13 protein-coding genes are annotated in these 14,167 nt (G+C 67.9%); 9 read left to right on the forward strand and 4 right to left on the reverse strand.

Annotation, left to right across the window (positions count from 1 at the left end; all coding sequences use genetic code 11):
* Nucleotides 1-63: 63 nt before the first annotated feature.
* Together tuf and ACFXHE_RS37000 are read left to right on the forward strand one after the other, a co-directional pair.
* The gene (tuf, locus tag ACFXHE_RS36995; protein ID WP_379389305.1) at nucleotides 64-1,254 is read left to right on the forward strand and encodes an elongation factor Tu; all 1,191 of its coding nucleotides are present in this window, start codon (nucleotides 64-66) and stop codon (nucleotides 1,252-1,254) included.
* A gap of 202 nt (nucleotides 1,255-1,456) precedes the next feature.
* Nucleotides 1,457-2,626: a hypothetical protein gene (locus tag ACFXHE_RS37000; protein ID WP_379389306.1), complete on the forward strand. Its 1,170-nt coding sequence runs from the start codon at nucleotides 1,457-1,459 to the stop codon at nucleotides 2,624-2,626.
* A gap of 6 nt (nucleotides 2,627-2,632) precedes the next feature.
* On the opposite strand, the gene ACFXHE_RS37005 is transcribed toward ACFXHE_RS37000, so the two are convergent.
* Together ACFXHE_RS37005 and ACFXHE_RS37010 are read right to left on the reverse strand one after the other, a co-directional pair.
* Nucleotides 2,633-3,412 carry a glutamate racemase gene (locus tag ACFXHE_RS37005; RefSeq protein ID WP_379389307.1) on the reverse strand — a complete coding sequence of 260 codons (780 nt, stop codon included), beginning with the start codon at nucleotides 3,410-3,412 and terminating at the stop codon, nucleotides 2,633-2,635.
* A gap of 160 nt (nucleotides 3,413-3,572) precedes the next feature.
* Nucleotides 3,573-4,793 (reverse strand): NAD(P)/FAD-dependent oxidoreductase, encoded by a 1,221-nt coding sequence (locus tag ACFXHE_RS37010; protein WP_379389308.1) that lies wholly within the window; start codon nucleotides 4,791-4,793, stop codon nucleotides 3,573-3,575.
* A 157-nt stretch (nucleotides 4,794-4,950) separates the two neighbouring features.
* On the opposite strand from ACFXHE_RS37010, the gene ACFXHE_RS37015 reads away from it, so the two are divergent.
* The 6 genes from ACFXHE_RS37015 to ACFXHE_RS37040 all read left to right on the forward strand — a co-directional run bounded on the left by ACFXHE_RS37015 (nucleotide 4,951) and on the right by ACFXHE_RS37040 (nucleotide 10,475).
* Nucleotides 4,951-5,304: an SPW repeat protein gene (locus tag ACFXHE_RS37015; protein WP_354836478.1), complete on the forward strand. Its 354-nt coding sequence runs from the start codon at nucleotides 4,951-4,953 to the stop codon at nucleotides 5,302-5,304.
* 233 nt (nucleotides 5,305-5,537) lie between these two features.
* Entirely contained in the window at nucleotides 5,538-6,164 is a 627-nt protein-coding gene (locus tag ACFXHE_RS37020; protein WP_379389359.1) for a TetR/AcrR family transcriptional regulator, read from the forward strand.
* A gap of 128 nt (nucleotides 6,165-6,292) precedes the next feature.
* Complete coding sequence (locus ACFXHE_RS37025) at nucleotides 6,293-7,501, forward strand: lipase family protein (RefSeq protein WP_379389309.1); 1,209 nt, start codon at nucleotides 6,293-6,295, stop codon at nucleotides 7,499-7,501.
* A 115-nt stretch (nucleotides 7,502-7,616) separates the two neighbouring features.
* Nucleotides 7,617-8,723, forward strand: coding sequence for a hypothetical protein (locus ACFXHE_RS37030; RefSeq protein ID WP_379389310.1), 1,107 nt, complete (start codon nucleotides 7,617-7,619; stop codon nucleotides 8,721-8,723).
* Nucleotides 8,724-8,779: 56 nt separating this feature from the next.
* Entirely contained in the window at nucleotides 8,780-9,559 is a 780-nt protein-coding gene (locus ACFXHE_RS37035) for a DNA alkylation repair protein (RefSeq protein WP_379389311.1), read from the forward strand.
* A 328-nt stretch (nucleotides 9,560-9,887) separates the two neighbouring features.
* The gene (locus ACFXHE_RS37040) at nucleotides 9,888-10,475 is read left to right on the forward strand and encodes a transglycosylase SLT domain-containing protein (protein ID WP_379389312.1); all 588 of its coding nucleotides are present in this window, start codon (nucleotides 9,888-9,890) and stop codon (nucleotides 10,473-10,475) included.
* A gap of 111 nt (nucleotides 10,476-10,586) precedes the next feature.
* On the opposite strand, the gene ACFXHE_RS37045 is transcribed toward ACFXHE_RS37040, so the two are convergent.
* Nucleotides 10,587-11,642, reverse strand: coding sequence for a 2Fe-2S iron-sulfur cluster-binding protein (locus ACFXHE_RS37045; RefSeq protein WP_379389313.1), 1,056 nt, complete (start codon nucleotides 11,640-11,642; stop codon nucleotides 10,587-10,589).
* 72 nt (nucleotides 11,643-11,714) lie between these two features.
* Nucleotides 11,715-12,335, reverse strand: a complete 621-nt coding sequence (gene mftR2, locus ACFXHE_RS37050) for a mycofactocin system transcriptional regulator MftR2 (RefSeq protein WP_354836466.1) — start codon at nucleotides 12,333-12,335, stop codon at nucleotides 11,715-11,717.
* Nucleotides 12,336-12,699: 364 nt separating this feature from the next.
* Here mftR2 and mftF point away from each other — a divergent pair, with 364 nt between their 5' ends.
* The gene (gene mftF, locus ACFXHE_RS37055; RefSeq protein ID WP_379389314.1) at nucleotides 12,700-14,097 is read left to right on the forward strand and encodes a mycofactocin biosynthesis glycosyltransferase MftF; all 1,398 of its coding nucleotides are present in this window, start codon (nucleotides 12,700-12,702) and stop codon (nucleotides 14,095-14,097) included.
* Nucleotides 14,098-14,167 lie beyond the last annotated feature (70 nt).

Consider the following 14,167-nt stretch of genomic DNA (forward strand, 5'->3'; position numbering starts at 1 on the left):
CCCCTGTAAGAAAAAACCGCACTGCTGCAAAAGCAACGCACTAACTAGTCCAGGAGGACAACAGTGGCGAAGGCGAAGTTCGAGCGGACGAAGCCCCACGTCAACATCGGCACCATTGGTCACGTCGACCACGGCAAGACCACGCTGACTGCCGCGATCACCAAGGTGCTGGCTGACAAGTACCCGAACCTGAACGCGGCCTTCGCGTTCGACCAGATCGACAAGGCGCCGGAGGAGAAGGCTCGTGGTATCACGATCAACATCTCCCACGTCGAGTACCAGACCGAGAAGCGCCACTACGCGCACGTCGACGCCCCGGGTCACGCGGACTACATCAAGAACATGATCACCGGTGCCGCCCAGATGGACGGCGCGATCCTGGTCGTAGCCGCCACCGACGGCCCGATGCCGCAGACCCGCGAGCACGTGCTGCTCGCCCGCCAGGTCGGCGTGCCCTACATCCTGGTCGCGCTGAACAAGTCCGACATGGTCGACGACGAGGAAATCCTCGAGCTCGTCGAGATGGAGGTCCGCGAGCTGCTGGCTTCGCAGGAGTTCGACGAGGACGCCCCGGTCGTGCGCGTCTCCGGTCTGAAGGCGCTCGAGGGCGACCCGAAGTGGACCGAGTCGATCATCGAGCTGATGAACGCCGTCGACGAGTCGATCCCGGACCCGGTTCGTGAGACCGACAAGCCGTTCCTGATGCCGATCGAGGACGTCTTCACGATCACCGGTCGTGGCACCGTCGTCACCGGTCGTATCGAGCGTGGCATCGTGAACGTGAACGAGGAAGTCGAGATCGTCGGCATCCGCGAGAAGGTCACCAAGACCACCATCACGGGCATCGAGATGTTCCGCAAGCTGCTCGACAACGGCCAGGCGGGCGACAACGTCGGTCTGCTGGTCCGTGGTATCAAGCGCGAGGACGTGGAGCGCGGCCAGGTCGTCATCAAGCCGGGCACCACCACCCCGCACACCGAGTTCGAGGGCCAGGCGTACATCCTGTCGAAGGACGAGGGTGGCCGCCACACCCCGTTCTTCAACAACTACCGCCCGCAGTTCTACTTCCGTACCACCGACGTGACCGGCGTCGTGACCCTCCCCGAGGGCACCGAGATGGTCATGCCGGGCGACAACACCGAGATGAGCGTCAAGCTCATCCAGCCGGTCGCCATGGACGAGGGCCTGCGTTTCGCGATCCGTGAGGGTGGCCGCACCGTCGGTGCCGGTCGCGTCACCAAGATCATCAAGTGATTTTCCGGAATCACTGGTGATTCTCTGAATCGCTGACGAACGGCGTCGCTCCGAAAGGAGCGGCGCCGTTCGTGTTTTCCGCGCTCCGGTTCACCCGGTGCACCGGGCGATCCAGTAGTAGCCTCGAACGACGGGCCTAGCGGATCCGGGGGTGATCATGGCCGGTCGAGCTCGAATGTTCTGTGCGGCAGTGTGTTTCGTGATGGTCGCACTGCTGGCCGGTTGCGCGGGTGTGCGGGGCACGCCGACCCCGGCCCGAATCGACGTCAGGGCATTGGATGTCGGCACGTACCCGCTGAATCGGGTGACCTACGACCGGCCCGCGGGTACCTATGGCGGCCTGGTCGAGGGCATGCGGATGTCGGGTGCCATGGCCACGGGGCTGCAGCTCGATCCCATGCTCACCGCGGGCCGGGGTGGCCATGTGCTGGCCGATGTCCATGATGCGGTTCGTCTGGGCGGCTTGGCCGATGCCACGCGCCCCGTGCTGGAACGAGATCGCATGCTGGCGGGCTACACGGCGACCGCCGCCGACCAGCCTCGGCCGAAATCCGATGCCACCACCAGCTCGACCGCGACGGTGATCACCACGGCCCTGTTGCGCTTCCCGGATGCCGATACCGCTACCCGGGCCGCGACCGAGCTGGAGGCCGCCGATTTCGATGTGGCCCCGGCGCTGAACCGCCGGCTGCTGCTCGCGGATTACGGTGCGGCGCATATTCATTGGCAACCCGGCGTGCCGACGGCGGGGGCTTTTCTGGCGCACGGTGATTTCGTGCTGTGGGTCTTCGCGCACCGCCCGAGTGCCGATGAAAGCGACCTGCTGGCCTGGTTGCACAAGGTGTTCGATGTGCAGATCCCGGCCCTGGACAGGTTCCGGCTCACGCCGGAACGGGACCTGCCGAATCTCCGGGTCGATACCGAAAGCATGCTGGCGCGGATGATGACTCGCGATCGCGACCAGCGTGCGCCCAATGTGGAGAGCTTTGCCGTGCTGAGCCCGAACGCGATCGTGATGGGTAGCGCGGACGCCGAATTCTGGTCCCGGGCCTATGGGGACGCCGGCGCCGATCTGCTCGCATACCTGGACCGGGACACCCTGATTCGTGCGCGCGACGCGAAATCGGCTCGTGCACTGATGGATACGCTCGTGGCCAAACGTCACGACGAATACGTCGACGCCGACCCGCCCGCGCACGTCCCCGATGTGCACTGCCTGGTCCCCAAACCCGATGTCCCGTCCGCGGATGTGCAGGACGGCAAGTGTTATCTCGCCTACGGGCGCTATCTCGCGGTCGTCAACGACAAGGATCAGGCCGAAGCCAGGCGACGCGCCGCCGCGCAATATGCACTGCTGGCCAACAGTTTCTGACTTCCGTCAGCAGACCTGCGCCTGCGAGGCTGCCGCGCCGAGGAGGCGGCCGGACTCGAAAGCGGCTGCGGCGGTGGGGAGTTGGGCGGTGCGACCGGACGCGAGAACGCGGACTGTACCGGCGCCCGCGGTGCGGCGGTCGAGGGCGTCCATCCGGCGGAGGGTTTGGCCGGCGACGGCTTCGGCGCTGTCGAAGACGCGGACGCCCGGGGGGAGGGCGGTGAGGATGTCGTCCAGGACGAGGGGGTAGTGGGTGCAGCCGAGGACGATGCCCTCGGTGTCGGCGGGGGTGCGGGCGGCGGCGTCGGCGATGGCGTCCGCGATGACGGGGAGGTCGCCGCGGTCGATGGCGTCGGCCAGGCCGTGGCAGGCCACGCCGGTGATGTCGGCGTCGCCGCCGAAGCGGGCGATGAGGTCGGCCTGGTAGGCGCTGGCGGTGGTGGCCGCGGTCGCCCAGACCGCCACCTTCCGGCAGGCCGCGGCGGCGGGTTTGATGGCGGGCACGGTGCCGATGACCGGCACGCCGAGGCCGACCATGGTGCGGACGTGTTCGAGGGCCTGCACGCTGGCGGTATTGCAGGGCAGCACAATGACTTCCGCGCCTTCGCCCAGGGCGAGGCGCGCGGTGTCCAGTACCCGGTCGATGACCCACTGCTCGGGCTTGGGTCCCCACGGCGCGCCGTCGGGGTCGTTGAGCAGCAGCAGGTCGAGATCGGGCCGCAGCTTCCGCAACCAGGCGGCCGTGGGGAGCAGCCCCAGTCCGGAGTCGATGAGCGCGACGATCACACCCTGCACGGTAGTGAAGGAACCGCCTCCGCCGCGAACCGCGGGTCGAAAAACCGGGTGGGCGTGGCGCAGCCGAGCGCGGTGGAGAGCCTCAGCCGACCGCGGTGGAGAGCCTCAGCCGACCGCGGTGGAGAGCCTCAGCCGACCGCGGTGGAGAGGCTCAGCCGACCGTCGCCGAGGGGCGCAGCGTCGCGGCGAGCTGGGCGCGGGCCTTCATGACCTTGCCGGCCATGCTGGCGCCGACGACCGCGACGAGTTCGCCGCCGCGCAGGTAGTGGGCGAGGAACTTGCGCCCCTTGTCCTCGACGATCTGCACCTCGTCGGCGAGCGCCGGGATGCCGAGCACCTGGATCTTCATGTCGTACTGGTCGCTCCACACGTAGGGCACCTGCACCTCGGTGGACCGGTCGGCGCCCAGCAGCGCGGCGGCCAGCAGCTGGGCCTGCTCACCGGCATTGGTCCAGTGTTCGACGCGCTTGTTGCGGCCGCTCGCGTGCGGCCAGGCGGCCACGTCGCCGACCGCCCAGACGCCCGGGACGCTGGTGCGCCCGGTGTCGTCGGTGAGGACGCCGCCGCCCTCGGCGGGCGCGGCCAGCGGGATGCCGGAGTCGTCGAGCCAGCCGGTGACGGGCACCGATCCGATGCCGACGACCACCAGGTCGGCGTCGATCACGCTGTCGTCGGTCAGCCGCACGCCGCGGACCCGGTCGTCCTCGGTGGCAAGCGCCGTGTCGTCTTCGGTGACAAGCGATTCCACGCCGATCCCGCACCGCAGTTCGACGCCTTCGGTTTCGTGGAGCCGTGCCACCAGCGCGCCGACCTGTTCGCCGAGTGCGGCGAACAGGGGAGTGGGCTGGGGTTCGACGATGGTCACCGCGATGCCGCGGGACCGGAAGCTGGCGGCCAGTTCGCAGCCGATGAAGCCCGCGCCGACGATGACGGCCTTGCGTGCGCTGCCGAGGTGTTCGCGCAGGGCGTGGGCGTCGGAGTGCGAGCGGAGCACGTGGACGCCGGAGACCTCGGGCAGACCCGGGATTCGACGCGGCCGCAAACCCGTGGCGATCACGAGGGCGTCGTAGCCGGCTTCGCTGCCGTCGGAGAGCCGGACCCGCCGGGCGGCGGTGTCGACGCCGGTCGCGGCGACTCCCAGCCGCAGCCGGATGTGCTGCTCGGTGAAGAATTCCGCGGGCCGCAGGGCGGTGTCGTCGGTTTCGCCGCGCACGTACTGCTTGGACAGCGGCGGCCGGTCGTAGGGCGCGCGGTTCTCGTCGCCCAGCAGGGTGAGTTCGCCGGTGTAACCCCCACGTCGCAGCTCTTCGGCCGTGCGCAGCCCCGCGAGGCCCGCGCCGACAATTAGAACGTGTTCTACCGAGTGCGACATGCGCCAACCATAGCGGTTCCCGAGGTCACGCGCCGACGTGTCGACCGTCACACCCGAGATGCGGCCCAATCGTATCCGGCCATTTATTGATCGGGCGGTCAATCAGGAATACAACGGGATCAGAACATATTCCCTGGCCTTTCAAAGGAGGCATTCCATGTTCACCGTGAGTCGTGCGGAGCAGGCCATGACGGTCGTGCTCGGCGCAATCGCCGCGCTGTCCCCGATCTGGGTGGCGCACAGCAACCGCGCACTGTGGACCCTCGTGGTGCTCGGCGTGCTGGTCGCACTCGCGGGCCTGGCGCAGATCGCGGAAATGGCGACCGGCATGGTCGGCTACGCGCTCGGCGTGCTGGGCGTCCTGATGTTCATCTCCCCCTGGGTGATGAACTTTCACTCCTACAGCGGCGCATCCTGGGTCGCGTGGATCGTGGGTGCGTTGACGGTCGTGGTCGCGCTGGCGGAGATGCCCGAGGTGTCGGGCCGCTTCGGCGCAGCGGCGCATCACTGACCGATTCGCGGCGTGCCGGCCTCGGTTCTCCGTGCTCACGGGTGCTCAGCCCTCGTGAGCATGGGAGACGCAGCGAGGCCGGCGCGCCCGCGCGTTATGCTTGTCGTCTACGTCCGCCGACCGGTGGCGGCCGCCTCCGCGTCGAAGCGTGAGGAGGAAGTCGAGCAGTGCCCACATCACGCAGGGCGGAATCGGATTCGCCGCGCACAGCAGAGTCTGAACTGCTGCGCAATGTGGGACCCGCGCCCCGCCGGGTGGGGCGTCGTCGCAGCAAGAAGGTCGACGGTGACGCTCGCCAGCTCATCCTGGATGCCGCCGAAAGGCTTTTCGCGGCCCATGGATTCGACGCGACTCCCACGGCGTCCATCGCCGAGGAGGCCGGGGTGCCCAAGGGCCTGATCTTCTACTACTTCCCGACCAAGGGCGCCATTCTGTCGGCGCTCATGGCCGAGCGGGTCCCCTCGCAGCCGCTGGACGATATCGAGTCGGTGGTGGTGCCGGGTGATCCGGCCAAGAGCCTGGTCAATATGGATGCCGCGCTGAATCTGCGCGAGAACAATTCCTCGGTGCTGCGGGTGATCATGTGGCGCGAGGCCGATACCCACCCGGATGTGCGGAAACAATTGCGCCGCATGCGGGATCAGCTGCTGGACGCGACGGCGCGGGTGCTGGCGGCGAGCGCGCCGGCCCCGGTGCAGCCGGGGACATTGCGGGCGTGTGCGGCGGCGTGGGTGTCGGCGATGCTGGCCATCGCGAGTACGGATCGGTTGCACGCCCTGGACGGGGTGCCGCTGCCGACGGCCGACGAGATTCTGAATGTGGCGCAGGTGGTGGCGGCGGGCATGACCCACCTGGGTTGAGCCGGTGGGAACCCGGAGCGACCGCAGAATGTTTGCTGGCGTGTCGCTGTTTCTTATGAAGAACTCCCGATTCACACTCGTTGTGGGGTAATCGTCCGATTCCCACTGCGAAGTTCGTGGAGGACCTGATGAATGCCAAGTTGTTGCTGCGCGGTTTCGGAATCCTGGCGGCAGGTCTGGCGCTCACGGGCATGACGCCCGCGGCGCACGCGGATCCGATCTACCCCGCGCCCGACCCGGACCCGTTCTATGCGCAACCGGCCGATACCGCGGACCACGATCCGGGCGACGTGCTGGCGGTGCGGCCGATGCCGCCGCTGCTGATATTTCCCGAGACCACGGTCACGATGGTGAAATTCCGGTCCACGAGTTCCGAGGGCGCTCCGATCGCGGCGGTCACCACGGTGCTCACCCCGCGCGAGCATCAGCCGGACGGGCCGCTGCTGTCGTATCAGCACATCATCAACGGCCTGGGCTCGGAATGCGCGGTGTCGCGGGTGCTGTACGCCAACGACCCGAATCTGCAGGTGCGCGAGGCAGTCGCGCTGAATGTGGCGCTGCGGCGTGGCTGGTCGGTGGCGCTGCCGGATCATCTGGGCCCGAATTCCGCCTACGGTGCGGCCAGATTGGGCGGGATGATCACCCTGGACGGTATTCGCGCGGCGAAGCGGCTGCCGGAATTGGCGGTGGCGAACAGCCGGGTGGCGATGGCCGGATATTCCGGCGGCGGCATGGCGACCGCGTGGGCGGCGGCGCTCGCGCCCCGCTACGCGCCGGAGTTGGAGATCGCGGGCGCGGCCACGGGCGGCGTGCCGATGAATCTGGTGAAGATGGTGAACGCCCTTGGCCTGCAACCGCATCCGGCGTTCGGGCTGGCGATGGCAGCGGCCATCGGATTGGAGCGGGAGTATCCGGACCGGTTGCCGATCAGCACCCAGATGAATGCGGCCGGCCTGGCGGCGCGCAATGCCATGGCCAATGGCTGCACCAATCAGATCATGGCGATCGGCGCCGGGCACAGTGTGCGCGAATTCGCGGCCAGCACCTCGCTGATCGACGATCCGGCGGTGATGTCGGTGCTGCAGGAGAACAGCCTGGAACTGTACGACGGGGTGCCGAATACACCCATCTTCGAATGGCATTCGCCGAGTGATCCGCTGATTCCGGTGGACGCCATCGTGAATACCGATCATCGCTATTGCGCGGCCGGGGTGCGGCTGGATATGGATATGAATCCGTCCCCGGAACATCTGTCGGCGGCGGTGCTGGGACTGCCCGCCGCACTGTGGTGGATCGACGCGCGGCTGCGCGGCGAGCCCGCTCCGAGCAATTGCTGAGCGGCGTCAACGCCCCAATACTGTTGATCGTGAGCCGGTTTCGCGGTGACCATACGCACGCCCCGGCCCGAGCCCGAGTCGCACCCCTTCCCGCGGGCCGGTAAGAATGTCGGCCATGGATGCCGATTTCACCACCGGCCCGGGGGATTCGCGCCCCGCGCGCCAGCCGGGCTACCGACTCACCCATCCCGATACCCCGTCACCGGGCACGTCGCCGAACCCGGTGCTGACCGGCATCGACACCGGCGGCTACGCCGGCCCGGTCCGAAATGGCCAGGAGCAGGCCGTGCAGTGGTCGACCGCACCCGTAACCCTGCGCGCCACACCGGAACCCGATGCGCTGCCGCGCCGGATCGCTCCCGATCTGCCGCAGCGCACCGCGGACCCGGAGGCGGTGGCCGCCCGGCTCGCCGCCGACGGCGAGCCGTTCTCGGCTCGGATCACCACCGACAGCGAACCGCTCGCGATGCCCGCCACCAATGGCGAGCCCTTCGCCGTACGACCCGCCACCAACGGGTCGCCCTACGCCCGATCCATGTCCGACAGCGGATCGTTCACCAGTGCCGCCCTCGACAGCGAGCTCTACGCGGCGGCGCCCGCGGCGGACAACGAGACGATTGCCGTGCGCCCCGCGGCCAATGGCTCGCCTTTCGCGGCCCATTCCGGTGTGCACGAGGATGTATTCGCGGCGAGCCGCCCCGCCGACCCCGAGGCTCCCACCGGTCGCCGGCACGCGCCGGACCCCGAGCCGCCGGCCCGGCTGGAGAGCCCCGCCCGCTTGGAGAGCCCGGCCCGCATGGAGACCCCCGCCCGCATGGAAGACCTGGAGGCCGTCGCGGCCTCGCTGCGGGAGAGCGCACCCGCTTCGCCGGCCGAGCCCGAGCGTCCGGCGAGCGTCAAGTCCCGGCGGCGCGCCGCCCCGGAACCCGCTGTGGCGCAGCCGGATTCGACCACCGCCCAGACCAAGGCCGGCGCCGAGTTCCGGACCGGCGATGCCACCATCGATCTGCACCACATCATGCGGCTGCTGGTGGCCAGCCACGATCTGGACGTGGCCGCGGCGGCGGTCGAATCCGGCGAGATCACCGTCGCCGAACTGGCCGACGTCGCGCGGCGCACCCGCACGGCGGCCGTGGAATTGGTGGCGGCCTGGTACGGCGGAGCGGATCACATGCGGAAATTCGGCGAGGTGCTGTTACAGGCCGCGGCTGAAACCGCTTGATAGAGATCTAGGATTCGATCGACAGACTTCTCCGGCCCACGGACGCAGGAGGCGCGATGAGCGGAACCGGCGTGCCGTCGAAAACCCTGACGGCGGCCGCGGTACAGGCGGAATTGGCGGCCTGCGCCGATCCGGCCGACGCGGCGCATCTGCAGCGGTTCTTCAAAACCGGTCCGGGTGAGTACGGGGAAGGGGATGTATTCATCGGCGTCCGGGTTCCGCAGACCCGGAAGGCGGTGAAACAATTTGCCGGCCTGCCGCTTTCGGAGATCGATCTGTTGCTCGACAGTCCGGTGCACGAGCACCGGCTGGCCGGATTGGTGATTCTGAACGGCGAAATGGCCAGGGCGACACGCAAACGCGGGGGCGGGACACTCAATCGCGGCGGTGATGCGGCGCAACAACGGGAGATCGTCGATCTGTATGTGGCGGCCGTGCGCCGCGGCCGGGTGAACAACTGGGATCTGGTGGATTCCTCGGCCGAGTTCATTCTCGGCCCGTGGCTGTTGGAACGTCCCCGGGACCTGCTCGACGAATTCGCATCGGGGGATTCGCTCTGGGAGCGGCGGGTGGCCTTGCTGACCACATTCGCGTTCATCAAGCAGAGCGATTCCGCGACCACGCTCGAGCTCTGCGAGCGCCTGCTCTCCGATCGCCGCGATCTGATCCAGAAGGCGGTGGGCTGGATGCTGCGGGAGATCGGCAAGCGGGTGGATTCCGCGATTCTCACCGGATTTCTGGACGCACACGCGGCGGATATGGGTCGTACCGCACTGAGTTACGCGACCGAGCATCTCGCTCCCGAACAGCGAGCGAAGTACCGCGCGCAGCGGTGATCCGCGGGTGAAACGGGCCCGGCAGGTGACGCTGCCGGATTGCTGTGACGAACCACTCGGCTATTTCGCACCGAGTGTTCATCCTGTGTTCAGTTTACGTTTACCTGGCGAGATCAGTCTGTGATCAGTCGGTGAAGGCCGATACCAGCTCGAAATGAGCCGGTGACTACCACGCAGAGACCGCCGCCTACGGCGGGAGCGTGACTGAACGGTGATAGCTGGGAAATATCCCAGATCTCGTTCCGCCACTTGCACATCACAACCCATGCAGCGCATCGGCGAGTCCCTCCGGGTGCCCGCCGTGGTGAGCTCTGCGCCTGTAATCACCATGATCAAACGAAACCTGTTCGCCCAGCCCGTCAAGACCATCACCGGCGCAGCCGCCGCGGCCCTGGCCGTCTCGGCCGTGATCGCCGCCGGTCCGGCCGCCGCCGACATCAACGGCGTCCCGCCCGAGTTCCAGGCCACCGCTCAGCAGGTCCAGCAGCAGGCCATCCAGCTCGACAACGGCCTCCCCGCTGCGCAGCAGGGCCAGGTCCGTCAGGTCGTCCAGGGCCTCCCGGCCCCGTTCAACCAGGTCCTCCCCCCGGCTTTCGGCAACGACCTGAACGGCTGGATCCAGAATGCCCTCTTCGTCATGGGCCAGCACGGCATCCCCGGCAGCTACGACGGCATCTTCCGCAACATCCAGCGTGAGTCGGGTGGCAACCCGCAGGCCATCAACCTGTACGACTCCAACGCCGCCGCGGGCATCCCGTCCAAGGGCCTGATGCAGGTGATCGATCCCACCTTCCAGGCGTACCACGTCGACGGAACGTCCTGGGACATCTACGACCCGGTCGCCAACATCACCGCCGCCTGCAACTACGCGGCGCACCGCTACGGCTCCATCGACAACGTCTTCTCGGCGTACTAGGCAGCACCGACTTTTCGGTTGCTCTCCGGGGTTCAACGCCGCACCCCTCGAATAAGAATGTGGCCGCCGCGTTTTCGACGCGGCGGCCACATTTCGCTTTTGGCGGGCTCGTCAGAACTGGATCTTCAGGTGATCCGTCACCGGGCGGGCCTGGCAGCCGAGGATGTAGCCGTTGGCGATGTCCTCGGGGTCGAGGATTTCGGCGTTCTCCATTTCCACTTCGCCTTCGAGGACGGTGCAGGCGCAGGAGCCGCATTCGCCTTCGAGGCAGGAGTAGGGGACGTCGAGGCCCTTGGAGAGCATGATGTCGACCAGGGTCTGGCTGCGGGGCCAGGTCATCTCGTGGGTTTCGCCGTCGAGTTCGACCTCGACGCTGGCGGCGTCGGCGGCCTCCTCGGCGGTGATCTCGCTCGGGGCGACCTCCGCGAAGGGATCGCCGGAGAGTGAGTTGAAGACCTCGGCGTGGCTGCGGTTGCGGGGCATGCCGAGCTGGCCGAGGGCGTCGTGGACGCGGTCCATGAACGGCTTGGGGCCGCACATGAACGCCTCGTGCGCGACGTAGGGCGCGACCAGGGTGGCGAGGGCGTCGGCGGTGGGCAGGCCCTGCAGGTGCTCGAGCCAGTGGATCACGACCAGCCGCTGCGGGTGCTTGTCGGCCAGCTCGCGCAGTTCCCGGGCGAAGATGACCGAGTCGTGGTCGCGGTTGGCGTAGACGACCACGATGCGGCCGTTGCCGCGGGCCAGCGCCGACTTGAGGATGGACATCACCGGGGTGATGCCGCTGCCGGCCGCGAACAGCAGCAGGTCCTCGTCGAGGTTCTTGGGGGTGAAGACGCCCGAGGGCGGCAGTACCTCGAGCGAGTCGCCGGCTTTCACGTTGTCGCACACCCAGTTCGACGCGTACCCGTCGACGGTGCGCTTGATGGTCACCTTGGGCTTGTCGTCGGTGTGCGGTGAGCTGGCCAGCGAGTAGCAGCGGGCGACGGACCCGGTGAGGTCGCTGGGGATGCGCAGGGTCAGGAACTGGCCCGGCTGGTAGGTGAAGCGCTCACGCAGGTCCTCGGGCACGTCGAATACCAGCGAGCAGGAGTCGGCCGTCTCGTTGATGACCGCGGAGACCCGCAGCACGGCCGATCGCGAGCTGTGCGGTACGTCGACGGTGGTCATAGTGTCCTCTCGAACCCGGCGGTGCTGGGCAGCCGGTGCAGTCTACCTAAACTAGAACGTGTTCTAGTTTGACTATACGTGGCCGTCCCGCTGCCGGACAAGCTGAGCTTCCAGGCCCGCGATCAGCACGTCCATCGAGAAGTCGTAGGAGTACTTGCCGCGGAGATCCGCCAGGTGTTTGGTGGCGCGTTCCACTGCCTCCGGAAGCACCCGGTCCAGCAGACCCGCCCGATCGCGCGGGTTCACCTTCGAGCGCCCGAACAGATAGGTGTGGATGGTGGCATAGGCGGAGAGCACATTGCGCTCGTCGAAACCGGCGTCGAAGAGGATTTCCATGACGGCGGCGATCAGATCCAGCTGTTTGCCGAGCATCTGCTCGATCAACACGTCACCGAGACCCGGATGCTTGCGCAATTTCTCGTCGATCTGGTCGATCAGATCCCGCAATCGCATTTGCCACGTGCCGAATTCGGGTGGCGGCTTGCGCACGCCGGTGAGGGCGGCGGTGGCGACCAGATCGAGTAGCTCGCGCTTGTCGGCGACGTAGTAATAGGGGGCCATCGGCGAAACTCCGAGTTCGCGGGAGAGCCGTCGCATGGACAGCTTCTCCACACCGTCCTGCCGGACCACCCGCAGGGCGGCCTCGACGATCTCGGATTCCGAGAGGGTGTTACCGCCCCCGCCTGTCTGCATGCGCCCGACTCCCATACCGCCTCGACCACCACGGGCACGGATTTCCGTCCCCTACCTGTTCAACTGCCGATTTTCCTCCCGCAGTGTAGAGCGCGCCGGACTCGCGCTGTCGAGCTACGGTCCCGATGCGCCGGCGAGATCGAATTCCGATGCTCGACGCCAATGGTTCGCGGCGCGTCTCGTTCTGGACCGAGCGGAGCGGGGGAGCGAACGGCTCCATAGACCTGCGCCTTGGAGGAGCGGAGGGAGGGAAGAACGAGACCTCCAGCGCCGCGAACCCGCCCGGAGCGAAGCGGAGGGCAAATTAGATACAGCCAGCGCGCCAATCATCATTGCCAGTGGTTGGCTGACTTAGCATTCGGGAATGCGCCATGATCGCCTTCCCGATGGTTTCGGGGTGCGAATCGATCCCAGGGTGCGCACTTATTCCGGTGGACGGCTCCTGGTCGGCGGCACGCCGACGAGGTTGCTACGGCTCGCCCCGGAAGCTGCGGCCTTGATCGGTGACGGGTACCTCGAGGTGACCGACCCCGCGTCGGCTCGGGTTGCCAGACGTCTGCTCGATTCCGGCGTTGCGAATCCGCGCCCGCGGCTGCTGCCGTCGCTGGAGGACGTCACCGTGATCGTCCCGGTGCACAACAATGCTCCCGAGCTGTCCCGGCTGCTGTCGGCGCTGCGCGGCCACACGGTGATCGTGGTGGACGACGGCTCGGATCAGCCGGTGCAGATCCCGGACGCCAGAAGCCGCTGCCGGATCACCGTGCTGCGCCGGGATCGCCGGTACGGGGCGGCCGCCGCCCGCAATTTCGGATTACGGGCCGCGGCAACCGAATTCGTGGCCTTCCTGGACCCGGAGGTGGTGCCCCGCACCGGCTGGCTGGAGGTCATGCTCGGGCACTTCAGCGATCCCAAGGTGGCGCTGGTGGCCCCGCGCATCCTGGCCATGGATCCGGATTCCACCCTGCTGGCCCGCTACGAGCACACCCGCGGCTCGGTGCATCGCGGCCGCCGCGAGTCGGCGGTGCACGCGCACGGCCCGGTGCCGTACGTGCCGAGTTCGGCGGTGCTGGTGCGCCGGCTGGCGCTACTCGGCGAGGGCGGGTTCGACGAGACCATGGCGGCGGGCGGCGATGTCGACCTGTGCTGGCGGCTGGACCGCGCGGGCTGGCGGCTGCGCTACGAACCGGCCGCGCGGGTGGCGCACAGCAATCCGGTGTCACTGCGAAAGTGGTTCGCCCACAAGGTCACCCACGGGACCGGTGTCGCGCCGCTGGCCCAGCGGCATCCGGGCCTGGCCGCGCCGCTGTCGCTGCCGATCTGGACCGCGGTGTCCGCGGTGCTATTGGGCACGATGTCGCGCTGGGGCGTGTTCGGCGGTCTGCTGACGCTGAGCGCCACCCTGGTCCGGCTACGCCGGGTCTTCGCCGGACTGGACAATCCGACCCGGGTGGCGGCCATCTATATGACGCGCGGTTTCACCGGCGGCGTCTGGCGGCTGGCGACGGCCATGTGCCGGCACTACTGGCCGATCACGCTGCTGGGCATGCTGTGCTCGCGGCGGGTCCGTCATATCGCGTTCACCCTGGCCATGGCCGAGGGCCTGGCGGACTGGTTCACCCACCGGGAGCCGGGCAGCCTGGACCCGGTCCGGTACGTGCTGTGCCGGCGGCTGGACGATGTCGCCTACGGGACGGGTCTGTGGTGGGGTGCGGCCCGCATTCGCAGCGCGGCGGCGCTGAAGCCGACCTTGCCGACGAGCTGAATTCGACACTGCTCCCGGTGGAGATGATCGAAGACCGCGTGTGGGAAGCTGTGCGCGAGGCGGTCGAGGT

Source organism: Nocardia sp. NPDC059229 (genome assembly GCF_042754165.1).
Classification (GTDB): domain Bacteria; phylum Actinomycetota; class Actinomycetes; order Mycobacteriales; family Mycobacteriaceae; genus Nocardia.